General features: G+C 62.5%; 17 protein-coding genes. 9 read left to right on the top strand and 8 right to left on the bottom strand.

Annotation, left to right across the window (positions count from 1 at the left end):
* The first annotated feature begins 50 nt into the window (after positions 1-50).
* The 8 genes from REH34_RS13915 (at position 51) to REH34_RS13950 (ending at position 6,351) form a co-directional block, all read left to right on the top strand.
* Positions 51-737 (top strand): YggS family pyridoxal phosphate-dependent enzyme, encoded by a 687-nt coding sequence (locus REH34_RS13915; RefSeq protein WP_311971927.1) that lies wholly within the window; start codon positions 51-53, stop codon positions 735-737.
* 34 nt (positions 738-771) lie between these two features.
* Positions 772-1,590 (top strand): pyrroline-5-carboxylate reductase, encoded by an 819-nt coding sequence (gene proC, locus REH34_RS13920; protein WP_311971928.1) that lies wholly within the window; start codon positions 772-774, stop codon positions 1,588-1,590.
* Positions 1,591-1,600: 10 nt separating this feature from the next.
* Entirely contained in the window at positions 1,601-2,218 is a 618-nt protein-coding gene (locus REH34_RS13925) for a YggT family protein (protein ID WP_311971929.1), read from the top strand.
* A 172-nt stretch (positions 2,219-2,390) separates the two neighbouring features.
* Positions 2,391-3,530 (top strand): homoserine O-acetyltransferase, encoded by a 1,140-nt coding sequence (locus REH34_RS13930; RefSeq protein ID WP_311971930.1) that lies wholly within the window; start codon positions 2,391-2,393, stop codon positions 3,528-3,530.
* Between the two features lie 7 nt (positions 3,531-3,537).
* Positions 3,538-4,158, top strand: coding sequence for a methionine biosynthesis protein MetW (gene metW / locus REH34_RS13935; protein WP_311971931.1), 621 nt, complete (start codon positions 3,538-3,540; stop codon positions 4,156-4,158).
* A 55-nt stretch (positions 4,159-4,213) separates the two neighbouring features.
* Entirely contained in the window at positions 4,214-4,813 is a 600-nt protein-coding gene (gene rdgB, locus REH34_RS13940; protein WP_311971932.1) for an RdgB/HAM1 family non-canonical purine NTP pyrophosphatase, read from the top strand.
* A complete protein-coding gene (gene hemW / locus REH34_RS13945; RefSeq protein WP_311971933.1) occupies positions 4,810-6,018 on the top strand; it encodes a radical SAM family heme chaperone HemW in 1,209 nt (402 codons plus the stop codon). The genes rdgB and hemW overlap by 4 nt, the downstream gene beginning before the upstream one ends.
* Before the next feature lie 9 nt (positions 6,019-6,027).
* Positions 6,028-6,351: a DUF3392 domain-containing protein gene (locus REH34_RS13950; RefSeq protein ID WP_226505475.1), complete on the top strand. Its 324-nt coding sequence runs from the start codon at positions 6,028-6,030 to the stop codon at positions 6,349-6,351.
* A 74-nt stretch (positions 6,352-6,425) separates the two neighbouring features.
* Here REH34_RS13950 and trmB read toward each other — a convergent pair whose 3' ends face one another.
* From trmB to REH34_RS13970, 4 genes are all read right to left on the bottom strand, one after another.
* On the bottom strand, positions 6,426-7,151 hold the full coding sequence (gene trmB / locus REH34_RS13955; RefSeq protein WP_311971934.1) for a tRNA (guanosine(46)-N7)-methyltransferase TrmB: 726 nt from the start codon (positions 7,149-7,151) through the stop codon (positions 6,426-6,428).
* Between the two features lie 9 nt (positions 7,152-7,160).
* Positions 7,161-7,955, bottom strand: coding sequence for a thiazole synthase (locus REH34_RS13960; protein ID WP_311971935.1), 795 nt, complete (start codon positions 7,953-7,955; stop codon positions 7,161-7,163).
* A 52-nt stretch (positions 7,956-8,007) separates the two neighbouring features.
* A complete protein-coding gene (gene thiS / locus REH34_RS13965) occupies positions 8,008-8,208 on the bottom strand; it encodes a sulfur carrier protein ThiS (RefSeq protein ID WP_226505472.1) in 201 nt (66 codons plus the stop codon).
* Between the two features lie 200 nt (positions 8,209-8,408).
* A complete protein-coding gene (locus REH34_RS13970; RefSeq protein WP_226505471.1) occupies positions 8,409-8,780 on the bottom strand; it encodes a DUF423 domain-containing protein in 372 nt (123 codons plus the stop codon).
* Between the two features lie 77 nt (positions 8,781-8,857).
* Between REH34_RS13970 and mtgA the strand changes: the two genes are divergently transcribed.
* Positions 8,858-9,580 carry a monofunctional biosynthetic peptidoglycan transglycosylase gene (mtgA, locus tag REH34_RS13975; protein WP_226505470.1) on the top strand — a complete coding sequence of 241 codons (723 nt, stop codon included), beginning with the start codon at positions 8,858-8,860 and terminating at the stop codon, positions 9,578-9,580.
* Positions 9,581-9,725: 145 nt separating this feature from the next.
* Here the strand turns inward: mtgA and rpoH are convergent, their stop codons facing one another.
* The 4 genes from rpoH to ftsY form a co-directional block, all read right to left on the bottom strand.
* A complete protein-coding gene (gene rpoH / locus REH34_RS13980) occupies positions 9,726-10,580 on the bottom strand; it encodes an RNA polymerase sigma factor RpoH (RefSeq protein ID WP_226505469.1) in 855 nt (284 codons plus the stop codon).
* A gap of 109 nt (positions 10,581-10,689) precedes the next feature.
* Positions 10,690-11,715 (bottom strand): permease-like cell division protein FtsX, encoded by a 1,026-nt coding sequence (ftsX, locus tag REH34_RS13985; protein ID WP_226505468.1) that lies wholly within the window; start codon positions 11,713-11,715, stop codon positions 10,690-10,692.
* A complete protein-coding gene (gene ftsE, locus REH34_RS13990; RefSeq protein ID WP_226505467.1) occupies positions 11,712-12,383 on the bottom strand; it encodes a cell division ATP-binding protein FtsE in 672 nt (223 codons plus the stop codon). The genes ftsX and ftsE overlap by 4 nt, the downstream gene beginning before the upstream one ends.
* Positions 12,380-13,957 carry a signal recognition particle-docking protein FtsY gene (gene ftsY, locus REH34_RS13995; protein WP_311971936.1) on the bottom strand — a complete coding sequence of 526 codons (1,578 nt, stop codon included), beginning with the start codon at positions 13,955-13,957 and terminating at the stop codon, positions 12,380-12,382. The genes ftsE and ftsY overlap by 4 nt, the downstream gene beginning before the upstream one ends.
* Positions 13,958-14,039 lie beyond the last annotated feature (82 nt).

Genomic DNA, 14,039 nt, shown 5'->3' on the forward strand with positions numbered 1-14,039 from the left:
GGACAAGCAGGTAGAATGCCGCAGACCCTCGGATCCACTGGCAAAAATCAATGTCCACGATAGCAGACAACGTTTTATCGGTAAGCGCGCGAATTTATGCAGCCGCCCAGGCAGCCGGTCGTGAAACTGCCGCCGTCGGCCTGCTGGCAGTGAGCAAGACCAAGCCCGCTGAGGCGGTGCGCGAAGCCCACGCCGCCGGCATCAAGGATTTTGGCGAAAATTATCTGCAGGAAGCCCTCGAAAAACAGGCGCAATTGACCGACCTGCCCTTGAGTTGGCATTTCATCGGCCCCATTCAGTCAAACAAGACGCGGCCCATCGCCGAACATTTCGACTGGGTGCACTCCGTGGATCGCCTGAAAATTGCCCAACGCCTGTCCGAACAACGCCCCGCCGGCTTGGCACCTCTGAATATCTGCATTCAGGTAAACGTCAGTGGCGAGGCCAGCAAGTCCGGCTGTAGCGCGGCCGACCTGCCTGCGCTCGCTGCCGCTATCGCGGCGCTGCCGAACCTGCGTCTACGTGGACTCATGGCGATCCCCGAGCCCACCGAGGACCGCGCAGCACAAGATGCGGCCTTCGCGACGGTCCGACGCTTGCAGCAAGAACTGGATCTACCTCTGGATACGCTTTCCATGGGCATGAGCCACGACCTGGAATCCGCCGTTGCCCAAGGCGCGACCTGGGTGCGCGTCGGCACCGCGCTGTTTGGTGCCCGCGACTATGGCCAGCCCTGATGATGCGCTCCCCCCTTCTTTTCAAGGATCAGTCATGAGCAAGACTCGTATTGCGTTTATTGGCGCCGGCAACATGGCTGCCAGCCTGATTGGCGGCATGCGTGCCCAAGGCGTCGAAGCAGCGCAGATCCGCGCCTGCGACCCGGGCGCGGAAACCCGCGCGCGGATCAGCGCCGAGCACGGCATTGAAACTTTCGCCGACAGCGCCCATGCCATCGACGGCGCCGACGTGGTGCTGATTGCCGTCAAGCCGCAGGTAATGAAGGCCGTGTGCGAAAGCCTGCGCCCACACTTGCAGCCTGGCCAACTAGTGGTCTCTGTGGCTGCGGGCATCAACTGCGCCAGCATGACCCGCTGGCTCGGCGAGCGCCCCATCGTGCGCTGCATGCCCAACACACCGGCGTTGGTACGCCAGGGCGTCAGCGGCCTGTACGCCACCGCTCAGGTGACCGCGGAGCAACGCCAGCAGGCCGAGGAGCTACTGTCGGCCGTCGGCGTCGCCTTGTGGCTGGATGAAGAACAGCAACTGGACGCCGTCACTGCGGTGTCCGGTAGCGGTCCGGCGTATTTCTTTCTGCTGATCGAAGCCATGACCGCCGCCGGCGTCAAGCTCGGCCTGCCGGCAGAAACAGCCGCCAGGCTGACCCTGCAGACCGCCCTTGGCGCTGCGCATATGGCCATCAACAGCGATGTCGACGCCGCCGAGCTGCGCCGCCGGGTGACCTCACCAAACGGTACCACCGAAGCCGCTATCAAGAGTTTCCAGGCCGATGGCTTCGAAGCACTGGTCGAAAAGGCGCTGAGCGCCGCCGCACACCGATCGGCAGAGCTCGCCGAGCAGTTGGGCAACTGAGGAGTCGATGATGATTGGATTGAACACCGCTGCAATTTACGTAATTCAGACCATTGGCAGCCTTTACCTGCTGATCGTGCTGCTGCGCTTCGTCCTGCAACTGGTGCGAGCGGACTTCTACAACCCGCTCAGCCAGTTCATCGTGCGTGCCACCCAGCCTCTGCTGCGGCCACTGCGCAAGGTAATCCCCAGCCTGTTCGGCCTGGACATGTCCTCACTGGTCCTGGCGCTGGTCGTCCAATACTTGTTGATGAGCCTGACCTATCTACTGGCCGGCGGTACCTTCGGCCCTCCCTACGCGCCGTCGGCAGGCGCTCTGGCCGTGCAGATGCTGGTGTGGTCGATCATCGGCGTGACCGCGCTGTTCTTGAAGATCTTCTTCTGGGCAATGATCATCAGCGTGATCCTCTCCTGGGTCGCTCAAGGTAGCCACAACCCCGGTGCCGAGCTGGTCAACCAGATCTGCGAGCCCGCGCTGGCGCCGTTTCGCCGCATCGTGCCGAGCCTTGGTGGCCTGGATATCTCGCCGATCCTGGCATTCATGGTGCTCAAGCTGCTGGACATGCTGGTGATCAACAACCTGGCGGCCATGAGCGGCATGCCGGATATCCTGCGCCTGCTGGTTTGACGAGCACCCATCTCTCTGTGAGAGCAGGCTCTGCCCGCGAAGCGGTTAAAGGCTTCGCGGACAGAGCCCGCTCCCACAGGGAGATGGGGTGGCCACTCAGGCCACCGGCTTCGCTTGCCGCTAAGGGCAGCGGTCTTTAGACTTACGCCTCATTTATGCGAGAGCAGGGTCGATGCCCACTGTCTTCCCCGAAGATTCCGTCGGATTAGTCACACCTCAGCTGGCTCACTTCAGCGAGCCCCTGGCCTTGGCCTGCGGCCGTTCGCTGCCCGCCTACGACCTCATCTACGAAACCTATGGCACGCTCAACGCCGCTGCCAGCAACGCCGTGCTCATCTGCCACGCGCTGTCGGGCCATCATCACGCGGCCGGTTTTCATTCCAGCGAAGACCGCAAACCGGGCTGGTGGGACAGCTGCATCGGGCCGGGCAAGCCGATCGACACCACCAAGTTCTTCGTGGTCAGCCTCAACAACCTGGGCGGCTGCAACGGTTCAACAGGCCCCAGCAGCCTCAACACGGAAACCGGCAAGCCCTTCGGCGCCGATTTTCCGGTGCTCACCGTCGAAGACTGGGTCCACAGCCAGGCGCGCCTGGCCGACTTGCTGGGCGTGCGCCAATGGGCCGCCGTGGTGGGTGGCAGCCTGGGCGGCATGCAGGCGCTGCAATGGACCATCAGCTACCCGGATCGTGTTCGCCACTGCCTGGCTATCGCCTCCGCGCCCAAGCTCTCGGCGCAGAACATCGCGTTCAACGAGGTCGCCCGTCAGGCGATCCTCACCGACCCCGAGTTCCACGGCGGGTCGTTCCAGGAGCTGGGCGTGATTCCCAAGCGCGGCTTGATGCTGGCGCGCATGGTCGGGCATATCACCTACCTGTCGGATGATTCCATGGGCGAGAAATTCGGCCGCGGGCTCAAGAGCGAAAAACTCAACTACGACTTTCACAGCGTCGAGTTCCAGGTCGAAAGCTACCTGCGTTATCAGGGTGAAGAGTTTTCCGGGCGTTTCGACGCCAATACTTACCTGCTGATGACCAAAGCGCTGGATTACTTCGACCCAGCAGCGGCCCACAACGACAACCTCGCCAAGACCTTCGCCAATGTCACCGCGGATTTCTGCGTGATGTCCTTCACCACCGACTGGCGCTTCTCGCCGGCACGCTCGCGGGAACTGGTGGATGCGCTGATGGCGGCGAAAAAGAACGTCTGCTACCTGGAGATCGACGCACCGCAAGGCCACGACGCCTTCCTGATCCCGATCCCGCGCTATCTGCAAGCCTTCTCCAGCTACATGAACCGAATCGAACTCTGAGGCTGCCATGCGAGCTGATCTAGAAATCATCCAGGACTGGATCCCTGCCGGCAGCCGCGTGCTCGACCTGGGCTGCGGCAACGGCGAACTGCTGGCCTGGCTGCGCGACCACAAGCAGGTCAGCGGCTACGGCCTGGAGATCGATGCCGACAACATCACCGAATGCGTACGCAAAGGCATCAACGTCATCGAACAGGACCTGGACAAGGGCCTCGGCAATTTCGCCAGCAACAGCTTCGACGTGGTGGTCATGACCCAGGCGCTGCAGGCGGTGGAGTATCCGGACCGGATTCTCGACGAAATGCTGCGTGTCGGCCGCCAGTGCATCATCACCTTCCCCAATTTCGGCCACTGGCGCTGCCGCTGGTATCTGGCAAGCAAGGGCAGGATGCCAGTGTCGGAATTCTTGCCGTACACCTGGTACAACACGCCGAACATTCACTTCTGCACCTTCAAGGATTTCGAGGCGCTGTGCCAGGAGCGCACAGCGCAGGTCCTCGACCGCCTGGCCGTCGATCAGCAGCATCGCCACGGGTGGGCCAGCAAGCTATGGCCTAATCTGTTGGGGGAGATCGGTATCTATCGGGTCCAGAGTCCTGGCCTGCAGGCACATCAGGTCGCCGTATAGCGCTGCGTTCGTTTGCAATATTTCGGGGGCAAGCTCCCTCGCTACAAGGCATCTCATGAATTTCAAGCAACTCGTACTGGCCAGCCACAACGCCGGCAAGCTCAAAGAACTCCAGGCCATGCTGGGCGATGCGGTGCAACTGCGCTCGATCGGCGAGTTCAGCCAGGTCGAACCTGACGAAACCGGACTGTCGTTCGTCGAAAACGCCATCCTCAAGGCCCGCAACGCCGCGCGTATTTCCGGGCTGCCGGCACTGGCCGACGACTCCGGACTGGCGGTGGACTACCTCGGTGGCGCGCCGGGCATCTATTCCGCGCGTTACGCCGACGGCAAAGGCGACGCGGCCAATAACGCCAAGTTGCTGGACGCCCTCAAGGCTGTGCCCGAGGCCGAACGCGGCGCGCAGTTCGTCTGCGTGCTGGCGCTGGTTCGCCATGCCGACGACCCGCTGCCGATCCTCTGCGAAGGCTTGTGGCACGGCCGCATCCTGCACGCGGCCAGCGGCGACCACGGCTTTGGCTATGACCCGTTGTTCTGGGTACCCGAGCGCGATTGCTCGAGCGCCGAGCTGAGCCCCAGCGAGAAAAACCTGCTGAGCCACCGTGCTCGGGCCATGGCCATCCTGCGTCAGCGCTTGAGCCTGGAACACGAATGACCGGCCACAGCCAGACCCTGCACCCAAGCGCCGGTGGATTTTCCTCGCTGGCACCGCGTCCGGGGCTGGCACAGTTGCCGCCGTTGTCGCTGTACATCCACATCCCTTGGTGCGTACGCAAATGCCCGTATTGCGATTTCAACTCGCACACGGCCAGCGCGGTGTTGCCCGAGGAAGAATACGTGGATGCGTTGCTGGCCGATCTCGATCAGGACCTGCCGGCCGTCTACGGGCGGCCGCTGACATCGATCTTCTTCGGCGGCGGCACCCCCAGCCTGTTCAGCGCCAGAGCATTGGGGCGCCTGTTGGCCGGGGTCGAGCAGCGTATCCCCTTCGCGCCAGACATCGAGATCACCCTGGAGGCCAACCCGGGCACCTTCGAGCAGGACAAGTTCGTCGCTTATCGGGGGCTGGGCATCAATCGCCTGTCGATCGGCATCCAGAGCTTTCAGGAAGCCAAGCTGCAGGCGCTGGGCCGCATCCACAACGGTGACGAAGCGATCCGCGCCGCTGACATGGCGCGCAAGGCCGGCTTCGACAATTTCAACCTCGACCTCATGCACGGGTTGCCCGATCAGTCCCTCGACGACGCCTTGGGCGACCTGCGCCAAGCCATCGCCATGGCGCCGACTCATCTGTCCTGGTACCAGTTGACCCTGGAGCCGAACACGGTGTTCTGGAATCAGCCGCCGTTACTGCCCGAAGACGACACCTTATGGGACATCCAGGAGGCCGGCCAGGCGCTGTTGGCCAGCCGTGGCTTCGCCCAGTACGAAGTCTCCGCCTACGCGCAGCCAGGGCGCCCAGCGCGGCACAACCTCAATTACTGGAGCTTCGGCGATTTCATCGGAATCGGTGCCGGCGCCCATGGCAAGCTCAGCCACCCCGACGGCCGCATCCTGCGCACCTGGAAAACCCGGCTGCCCAAGGACTATCTGAATCCGGCCAAGCCGTTTCAGGCGGGCAACAAGGCGCTGAGCGACGACGAGTTGCCGTTCGAATTCCTGATGAACGCCTTGCGCCTGACCGATGGCGTGGAGGCCGAGCTTTATCATCAGCGCACCGGCCTGGCGTTGCACAGCCTGGCCGATGCGCGCCGCGAGACCGAACAAAAAGGCCTTTTGCAGGTCGAACCGTCGCGCCTGGCTGCGACCCCGCGGGGACAGCTGTTCCTCAACGATCTGCTGCAGTATTTCTTGACCTAAGGATTACCCATGGATTTTGTTCTCGACCTGCTGGCGTCCATGTCTCGCTGGAGCCGCAGCCACATCTCGGAAATCGCCTTGGCGCTGGTGGGATGCCTGCTGGTGCTGTTCGGTGCCGATTTCAAAGGCTGGATCGAAGGCCGCCTGGGCGCACTGGCCGGTGCGCTACGGGTGCCCGTAATGGCGCTGGTGTGTGCAGTGGGCAGCGGCGCGGCGCTGATCTACGTGACGCCCTGGGTGATCCGCGGGCTGAGCCAGTTCAACAACTACAGCCTGGCGCCGGTGCTGTTGGTGGTGCTGGTGTTGATCGGTGTGGTTGCCGATAGACGCTGAAGACCTAAGCACCCCACACAACCCATGTGGGGGCAAGGCTTGCCCGCAAAAGGGCCAGCAAGCCTTGAACGATTTCAGTCAACCTTCTCGAACTTCAAATCCCACACGCCATGCCCCAAGCGCTCGCCGCGGCGTTCGAACTTGGTCACCGGACGCTCGGCCGGGCGTGGCACGCACTTGCCGTCTTCGGCCAGATTGCGATAACCAGGCGCCACGCTCATCACTTCCAGCATGTACTCGGCGTAGGGTTCCCAGTCGGTGGCCATGTGCAGTACGCCACCTGGCTTGAGCTTGCTGCGCACCAGTTCGGCGAATGACGCCTGAACGATGCGGCGCTTGTGATGGCGGCTCTTGTGCCATGGGTCCGGGAAGAACAGCATCAAGCGATCGAGACTGTTGTCGGCAATGCAGCGGTTGAGCACTTCGATGGCATCGCAGTCATACACGCGCAGGTTGGTCAGGCCTTGGGTCAGCACGCCATTGAGCAGCGCACCGACGCCCGGGCGGTGCACTTCCACACCGATAAAGTCCTGTTCCGGTGCGGCCGCCGCCATCTCCAGCAGCGAGTGGCCCATGCCGAAGCCGATTTCGAGGGAGCGTGGGGCCGAACGACCGAACACCTGGTCATAGTCCACAGGCGCATCGGCCAAGGGCAGAACGAACAGCGGTGTGCCCTGGTCCAGGCCCTTTTGCTGGCCTTCAGTCATGCGCCCGGCGCGCATCACGAAACTTTTGATACGGCGGTGCTTGGACTCGTCTGCATCTTCCACGGTGTTCGGCGTTTCGTTTGATTCAGTCATCAACGGCTCTTACTTGATCAGACCATCCAGCGGCGAGGATGCGCTGGCATAGAGTTTTTTTGGCATACGGCCGGCCAGATAGGCCATGCGCCCGGCGATGATCGCGTGCTTCATGGCTTCACCCATCAGGATCGGATCTTGCGCATGGGCGATCGCCGAGTTCATCAGCACGGCTTCACAACCCAGCTCCATGGCGATGGTGGCATCGGACGCAGTGCCGACACCAGCGTCGACCAGTACCGGAACTTTGGCCTCTTCGAGGATGATCTGCAGGTTGTACGGATTGCAGATCCCCAGGCCGGTACCGATCAGGCCTGCCAGTGGCATCACGGCGATGCAGCCGATTTCTGCCAGTTGGCGCGCGATGATCGGGTCGTCGCTGGTGTACACCATGACGTCGAAACCATCTTTGACCAGCACTTCGGCGGCCTTGAGGGTTTCGATCACGTTGGGGAACAGGGTTTTCTGGTCGGCCAGCACTTCGAGCTTGACCAGCTTGTGGCCATCGAGCAGCTCACGGGCCAGGCGACAGGTGCGCACGGCCTCGATCGCGTCATAGCAACCCGCGGTGTTGGGCAGAATGGTGTAGCGATCGGGCGGGAGGATATCCAGCAGGTTCGGCTCACCCGGATTTTGCCCGATGTTGGTCCGGCGCACGGCGACGGTGACGATTTCGGCGCCCGAGGCCTCGATGGCCAGGCGGGTCTGCTCCATGTCGCGGTATTTGCCGGTACCGACCAGCAGGCGCGACCCGTAGGTGCGGCCGGCCAGGGTGAAAGGCTTGTCAGTGCGAGCGTTGCTCATCGGTCATCCTCTTGCGGTTGAGGTGTAAGGGTGTAGCGAGCGAAGGGACAGCCTAGCCGCCACCGATGGCGTGCACTACTTCGACCTGATCGCCTTCACTGAGGGAAGTCGCGGCATGCTGGCTGCGCGGCACGATGTCCAGGTTGAGCTCGACGGCCACGCGGCGTCCGGTCAAGTCCAGACGCACAAGCAGCGCGGCGACGGTCTCGCCATCGGGCAATTCGTAGGGTTCACCGTTCAGCTGGATACGCATGCGACAGGCAGCCATTATTTTCAAGGGGGGGCATTCTAGCCCGATCACTGGCGATGACCAAGATGCAGGGGCACCATTCGTCTTGGGCCCCTTCGCCGCTGGAGGCGCAGGCCTGTCCTACAGGCAATACGCATCCCCCTGTGGGAGCGAGCTCTGCTCGCGAAGGGGCGATCATTGCCACCAAAGGGATCCAGCCCCGCTCAGCCCAAACGCCACGCCGCCAGGCCCAGACACACCCAGCCTGCAAGAAACGCCAGCCCGCCGAATGGGGTGATGATGCCCAGCTTGCCGATACCGGTCAGGGTCAACGCATAGAGGCTACCCGAGAACAGCACGATACCGACGCAGAACAACACCCCCGCCCAGTTCATCAGGCGCCCGGGCACCAGGGTGCAGAGGATGGCGACCGCCAGCAAAGCCAGGGCGTGGATCAACTGATAAGTGACGCCAGTGTGGAACACCGCCAGGTAATCGGTGCTCAAGCGATCCTTGAGCCCGTGGGCGGCAAAGGCGCCGAGGCCCACACCGGTAAAGCCGAAAAAGGCCGCCAACAGCAAAAAACTGCGAAGCATCTGGAAACTCCGTGGACAGGTGTTCAGGCACAGGGTCTGTATAATGGCCCGCTCACCCGCTTTGGCCAAGCCTATCCATGCTGCGTACCTTTCTGCATCGCCTCAAAAAAGCCCTGCTCTGGTTCGCGGTCGGCAGCGCCCTGCTGGTCTTGGCGTTCCGCTGGATCCCGCCGCCCGGCACCATGTTGATGGTCGAGCGCAAGATCGAATCCTTGACCGATGGCCAGCCCATCGATCTGCAACGCAGCTGGCAGCCTTGGGCAAAGATCTCCGATGACCTCAAGGTTGCCGTCATCGCCGGCGAAGACCAGCGCTTCGCCGAGCACTGGGGCTTCGATCTCCCGGCCATTCAAGCGGCTTTCCTGCACAACGAGCAGGGCGGCTCGATCCGCGGCGCCAGTACCATCAGCCAGCAAGTGGCCAAGAACGTGTTCCTGTGGTCCGGACGCAGCTATGTGCGCAAGGGCCTGGAAGCCTGGTTCACGGTATTGATCGAGATGCTGTGGCCCAAACAGCGGATCCTCGAGGTGTACCTCAACAGCGCGGAATGGGACGACGGCGTATTCGGCGCTCAGGCCGCAGCGCAGCATCACTTTGGTGTGAATGCGGCCAACTTGTCGCGCCAGCAGGCCAGCTATCTGGCCGCCGTATTGCCCAACCCGCGCAACTGGAGTGCCAGCCGCCCCAGCGCCTATGTGCAGCGTCGAGCCGGCTGGATCCGCCAGCAGATGGGGCAATTGGGTGGCGATGATTACCTGCTGCGGCTGAACGACTCGCGCAAGGCGCCTTGGGCGCAGTAGCCAGCTTTTGCGATGGGAGAGGTTTTTGCTGCGGGCCTGTGCGTTCTGCACAAGCCCGCAGCAAAGCCACACGCCACTTCTCATCTGCCCGACCATAAAAAAGCCCTGAGCAATGTCAGGGCTTTTTACGGTTCAAGCTCAACGCTTATGCAGCGATCGAAACCTTGAGCTTGTTCATCGCGCTTTTTTCCAACTGACGAATCCGTTCGGCGGACACGTTGTACTTTTCGGCCAACTCGTGCAGCGTCGCTTTCTCTTCAGCCAACCAGCGTTGATAGAGAATGTCGCGGCTGCGGTCATCCAGTACTTCCAGGGCTTCATGCAGATTGCTGTTGGAATTGTCGCTCCAGTCAGCATCCTCCAGTTGACGCGCCGGGTCGTAGCGGTGGTCTTCAAGGTAGTTGGCAGGCGACTGGAAGGCGCTGTCGTCGTCCGCTTCCGCGGCCGGGTCGAAGGCCATGTCCTGGCCCGTCAGACGGCTTTCCATCTCGCGCACTTCACGGGGCTCGACGCCCAGGCTTTCAGCCACGCGATGCACTTCTTCATTGTTCAGCCAGGCCAGACGCTTCTTCTGGCTGCGCAGGTTGAAGAACAGCTTGCGCTGCGCCTTGGTGGTCGCGACCTTGACGATCCGCCAGTTGCGCAGGATGAATTCGTGGATTTCAGCCTTGATCCAGTGCACGGCGAACGACACCAGGCGCACGCCCATCTCGGGGTTGAAGCGCTTGACCGCCTTCATCAGACCGACATTGCCCTCCTGGATCAGGTCGGCTTGCGCCAGGCCATAACCAGAGTAGCTACGAGCGATATGGACAACAAAACGCAGGTGGGCGAGCACCATCTGCCGAGCCGCCCCTAGATCCTGTTCGTAAAAGAGACTCTCGGCCAGTGAACGCTCCTGCTCGGGTGTCAGCAGTGGAATGCTGTTCACCGTGTGCACATAGGCCTCCAGGTTCGCACCCGGGACCAAGGCATAAGCAGGTTGCAACGAAGTGGTCATACACAAACCTCCGACTCACGTGACTCGTGCAGTTCAGCACTGCGTATAAGACAGGGAACCGAGAACCAAGTTCCCACATGCTGAAGGGACGTACGTACTGTCAAAATAATTAGCGAGGCGCGAGTTCTCGCAAATGACGCGCCACCGCAATCCATGCACCGATATACCCTAACAGCACCGCTCCTAGCAATAGGGAAAGGCCGTCCGAGGGGGGTACCCCACCTAGGGCAAAATCACTTCCATAGAGGCCGGAGAGCCCGATTACCGCGCCGTTCAGCCAGTCAAGGCCAAATGCCAGTATGCCCCATGAAAGAATTCCTGCGCCCAGCCCATACAAAGCGCCCATGTACAGGAAAGGCCTGCGCACATAGCTGTCGGTGCCGCCTACCAGTTTGATCACTTCGATCTCGACGCGGCGGTTTTCGATGTGCAGACGAATAGTGTTACCAATCACTAACAGCAAAGCCGCTACCAGCAAAACCGTCAAGCCGAAGACGAAACGGTCCCCGAGCTTGAGGATCGCCGCCAACCGCTCGACCCACACCAGGTCCAACTGCGCCTGCTGGACGCTGGGCAGTTCCGACAGCGTCTGGCGCAAAGACTCCAGCGCGGCCTTGTCGACCTCGAGCGGCGTCACCACGACGACCCCAGGCAAGGGGTTCTGCGGCAGCTCCTTGATCGCCTCGCCCAGCCCGGATTGCTGCTGGAACTCATCAAGGGCGCGCTTCTTGTCGATGTACTCGGCATCCGCCACTCCGCCCAGGGCCTTGGCCTTCGCCACCAGCGCCTGACCATCGCTGTCGCTGGCATTGAGGTCCATATACAGGGATATCTGCGCCGCACGCTGCCAGGAGCCACCCAGTCGCTCGACGTTCTTGAGCAGCAACGACAGCCCCATGGGCAGGCTCAACGCCACTGCCATCACCAGACAGGTGAAAAAACTGCCAATGGGCTGCTTGGCCAAACGTCGCAGGCTGTCCAGCAGGCTGGCACGGTGATTTTCGATCCAGGCGTGAAACAGCTGGCTGAACGCCGGGCCGTCATCGTCGTTGTGCGGCTTTTTCTTCTGTGGTTCCTGATCGACAGGCTTGGGTGCCACACGATCCGAGACTTTAGGGCTACGTGTCGCACTCATTGGCCGGCCTCCCCGTCACCGATCAAACGGCCGCGCTGCAAGGTCAGCATGCGATGGCGCATGCGCGCGATGAGGGCCAGGTCGTGACTGGCGATCAGCACACTGGTGCCCAAGCGGTTGATGTCTTCGAACACGCCCATGATCTCCGCGGCCAGCCGCGGGTCGAGGTTACCGGTGGGTTCATCCGCCAGCAGCAAGGCTGGGCGGTGGACGATAGCGCGGGCGATGCCGACGCGCTGCTGCTGCCCGGTGGACAGATCGCCAGGGTACAGCTCGGCCTTGTCGGCCAGGGCTACGCGCTCCAGCGCTGAATCGACCCGCTTGGCGATCTCGGGCTTGGACAGGCCGAGAATCTGCAGCGGCAAGGCAATGTTGTTGAACACGGTGCGATCGAACAGGAGCTGGTGATTCTGGAACACCACGCCGATCTGCCGGCGCAGGAATGGAATCTGCGCGTTGGTGATCTGCCCCAGATCCTGCCCGGCCAGCAGCAATTTTCCACTGGTCGGCCGCTCCATGGCCAACAGGAGGCGCAGCAGCGTGCTCTTGCCGGCGCCGGAGTGGCCGGTCACAAACAGAAATTCGCCACGACGAACGCGAAAACTCAGCTCGTGCAGGCCGACATGGCCATTGGGATAGCGCTTGGCAACCTGTTCGAATCGAATCATGAGCGTTCCCGTTCTGCGAAGAGCGCCTGGACGAAGGGCTCGGCTTCGAAGGTCCGCAGGTCATCGATGCCTTCGCCGACACCGATGTACCGGATCGGCAAACCGAACTGCTTGGCCAGGGCGAAGATCACCCCACCCTTGGCGGTGCCGTCGAGCTTGGTCAGCGCCAGACCGGTCAGGGACACCGTCTGGTTGAACTGCTTGGCCTGATTGATGGCGTTCTGGCCCGTACCAGCGTCCAGCACCAGCAACACCTCGTGAGGCGCTGTCTCGTCCAGTTTGCCGATCACGCGGCGCACCTTCTTCAGCTCTTCCATCAGATTGTCTTTGGTGTGCAGGCGTCCTGCGGTATCGGCGATCAGCACGTCGATCCCCCGAGCGGTGGCGGCCTGTACGGCGTCGAAAATCACCGAGGCAGAGTCGGCACCCGTGTGCTGGGCGATCACCGGGATGCGGTTACGCTCGCCCCACACTTGCAATTGCTCGACGGCAGCGGCGCGGAAGGTATCGCCGGCGGCCAGCATGACCTTCTTGCCTTCACCCTGAAGTTTTTTCGCCAGTTTGCCGATGGTCGTAGTCTTGCCGGCGCCGTTGACGCCCACCACCAGAATCACGAAAGGCTTTTGCTGCGCTGGGATCACCAGCGGTTGCTCGACGGGCTTGAGCAAGGCCGACAGCTCGGCCTGCAAAGACGCGTACAGGGCGTCGCTGTCGGTCAGCTGCTTGCGCGCGACCTTCTGCGTCAGGTTGCCGATAATCAGATTGGTGGCTTCGACGCCGACGTCTGCGGTCAGCAAGCGGGTTTCGAGCTCGTCGAGCAGGTCGTCGTCGATGGCCTTCTTGCCGAGGAACAGACTGGCCATGCCCTCGCCAAGGCTGGCGCTGGTCTTGCTCAGCCCCTGCTTGAGGCGGGCGAAGAAACCGGCTTTGGTAGGCTCCGCAGACGCTGGGGCGGCAGGCGCCGGGACCGGAACTGCAGCGGGCGCTACAACGGGCTCGGCCACTGTACCAGCGTGTACAGCGGGCACGTTTGCAGACTCGGGTGCAGGCGGGGCGGCGATCGGTGCAACGTGCTCGACCGCCGGCGCAGGGCGCTCGACCACTACGGGAGCGGCGGGCACCACTGGCTGCACCGGAGCAGCCGGCTCGGCGACCGGTGTCGGTGTCAGGTCGCTCGGCGTCGGTGCGAGTTCGGCCAGCGGCGCCGCCGTGGTTTCTGGCAGCGCGGGCACGGTAGCAGGAGGAATGGAGGGCGCGACAGGCTCGGCCTCGACATCAGGCACCAACGCCACGGGCTCCTCGGGCACCGGCAGCACCAGGCCGCTCGCCGCGGGCTCGGCCGGAACAATCGGCGCAACGGGCTCGGCAGCAGGCGGGGCTGCCGCCAACGCGGGCTCGGGCGCTACCTCGACGGCCAGTTCAGGCGTCTCGGGCGTCTCGGGGGCCTCAGCAATCACAGGGGCTTGCGGCGGCTCGGGAGGGGTTTCCTGCGGTTTTTTGCGCAGCCACCCGAACAGGCCTTTCTTCTCTCCAGCCGGTGGCGGAGTCTTCTTGTCGTCGTTGGAACCAAACATGGAGGACGGCTATCTCACGGTAGCGACGCGCCAAAGCGGCGCCTCTGAAAATTCTGATATCGCAGAACAGACTGCTTTTTAC

The organism is Pseudomonas baltica, assembly GCF_031880315.1.
GTDB lineage: Bacteria > Pseudomonadota > Gammaproteobacteria > Pseudomonadales > Pseudomonadaceae > Aquipseudomonas.

Bases quoted from the DNA above. Each gene is read 5' to 3' on its own strand.
- REH34_RS13915 (WP_311971927.1), top strand. From the start codon at position 51: ATGTCCACGATAGCAGACAACGTTTTATCGGTAAGCGCGCGAATTTAT.
- proC (WP_311971928.1), top strand. From the start codon at position 772: ATGAGCAAGACTCGTATTGCGTTTATTGGCGCCGGCAACATGGCTGCC.
- REH34_RS13925 (WP_311971929.1), top strand. From the start codon at position 1,601: ATGATTGGATTGAACACCGCTGCAATTTACGTAATTCAGACCATTGGC.
- REH34_RS13930 (WP_311971930.1), top strand. From the start codon at position 2,391: ATGCCCACTGTCTTCCCCGAAGATTCCGTCGGATTAGTCACACCTCAG.
- metW (WP_311971931.1), top strand. From the start codon at position 3,538: ATGCGAGCTGATCTAGAAATCATCCAGGACTGGATCCCTGCCGGCAGC.
- rdgB (WP_311971932.1), top strand. From the start codon at position 4,214: ATGAATTTCAAGCAACTCGTACTGGCCAGCCACAACGCCGGCAAGCTC.
- hemW (WP_311971933.1), top strand. From the start codon at position 4,810: ATGACCGGCCACAGCCAGACCCTGCACCCAAGCGCCGGTGGATTTTCC.
- REH34_RS13950 (WP_226505475.1), top strand. From the start codon at position 6,028: ATGGATTTTGTTCTCGACCTGCTGGCGTCCATGTCTCGCTGGAGCCGC.
- trmB (WP_311971934.1), bottom strand. From the start codon at position 7,151: ATGACTGAATCAAACGAAACGCCGAACACCGTGGAAGATGCAGACGAG.
- REH34_RS13960 (WP_311971935.1), bottom strand. From the start codon at position 7,955: ATGAGCAACGCTCGCACTGACAAGCCTTTCACCCTGGCCGGCCGCACC.
- thiS (WP_226505472.1), bottom strand. From the start codon at position 8,208: ATGCGTATCCAGCTGAACGGTGAACCCTACGAATTGCCCGATGGCGAG.
- REH34_RS13970 (WP_226505471.1), bottom strand. From the start codon at position 8,780: ATGCTTCGCAGTTTTTTGCTGTTGGCGGCCTTTTTCGGCTTTACCGGT.
- mtgA (WP_226505470.1), top strand. From the start codon at position 8,858: ATGCTGCGTACCTTTCTGCATCGCCTCAAAAAAGCCCTGCTCTGGTTC.
- rpoH (WP_226505469.1), bottom strand. From the start codon at position 10,580: ATGACCACTTCGTTGCAACCTGCTTATGCCTTGGTCCCGGGTGCGAAC.
- ftsX (WP_226505468.1), bottom strand. From the start codon at position 11,715: ATGAGTGCGACACGTAGCCCTAAAGTCTCGGATCGTGTGGCACCCAAG.
- ftsE (WP_226505467.1), bottom strand. From the start codon at position 12,383: ATGATTCGATTCGAACAGGTTGCCAAGCGCTATCCCAATGGCCATGTC.
- ftsY (WP_311971936.1), bottom strand. From the start codon at position 13,957: ATGTTTGGTTCCAACGACGACAAGAAGACTCCGCCACCGGCTGGAGAG.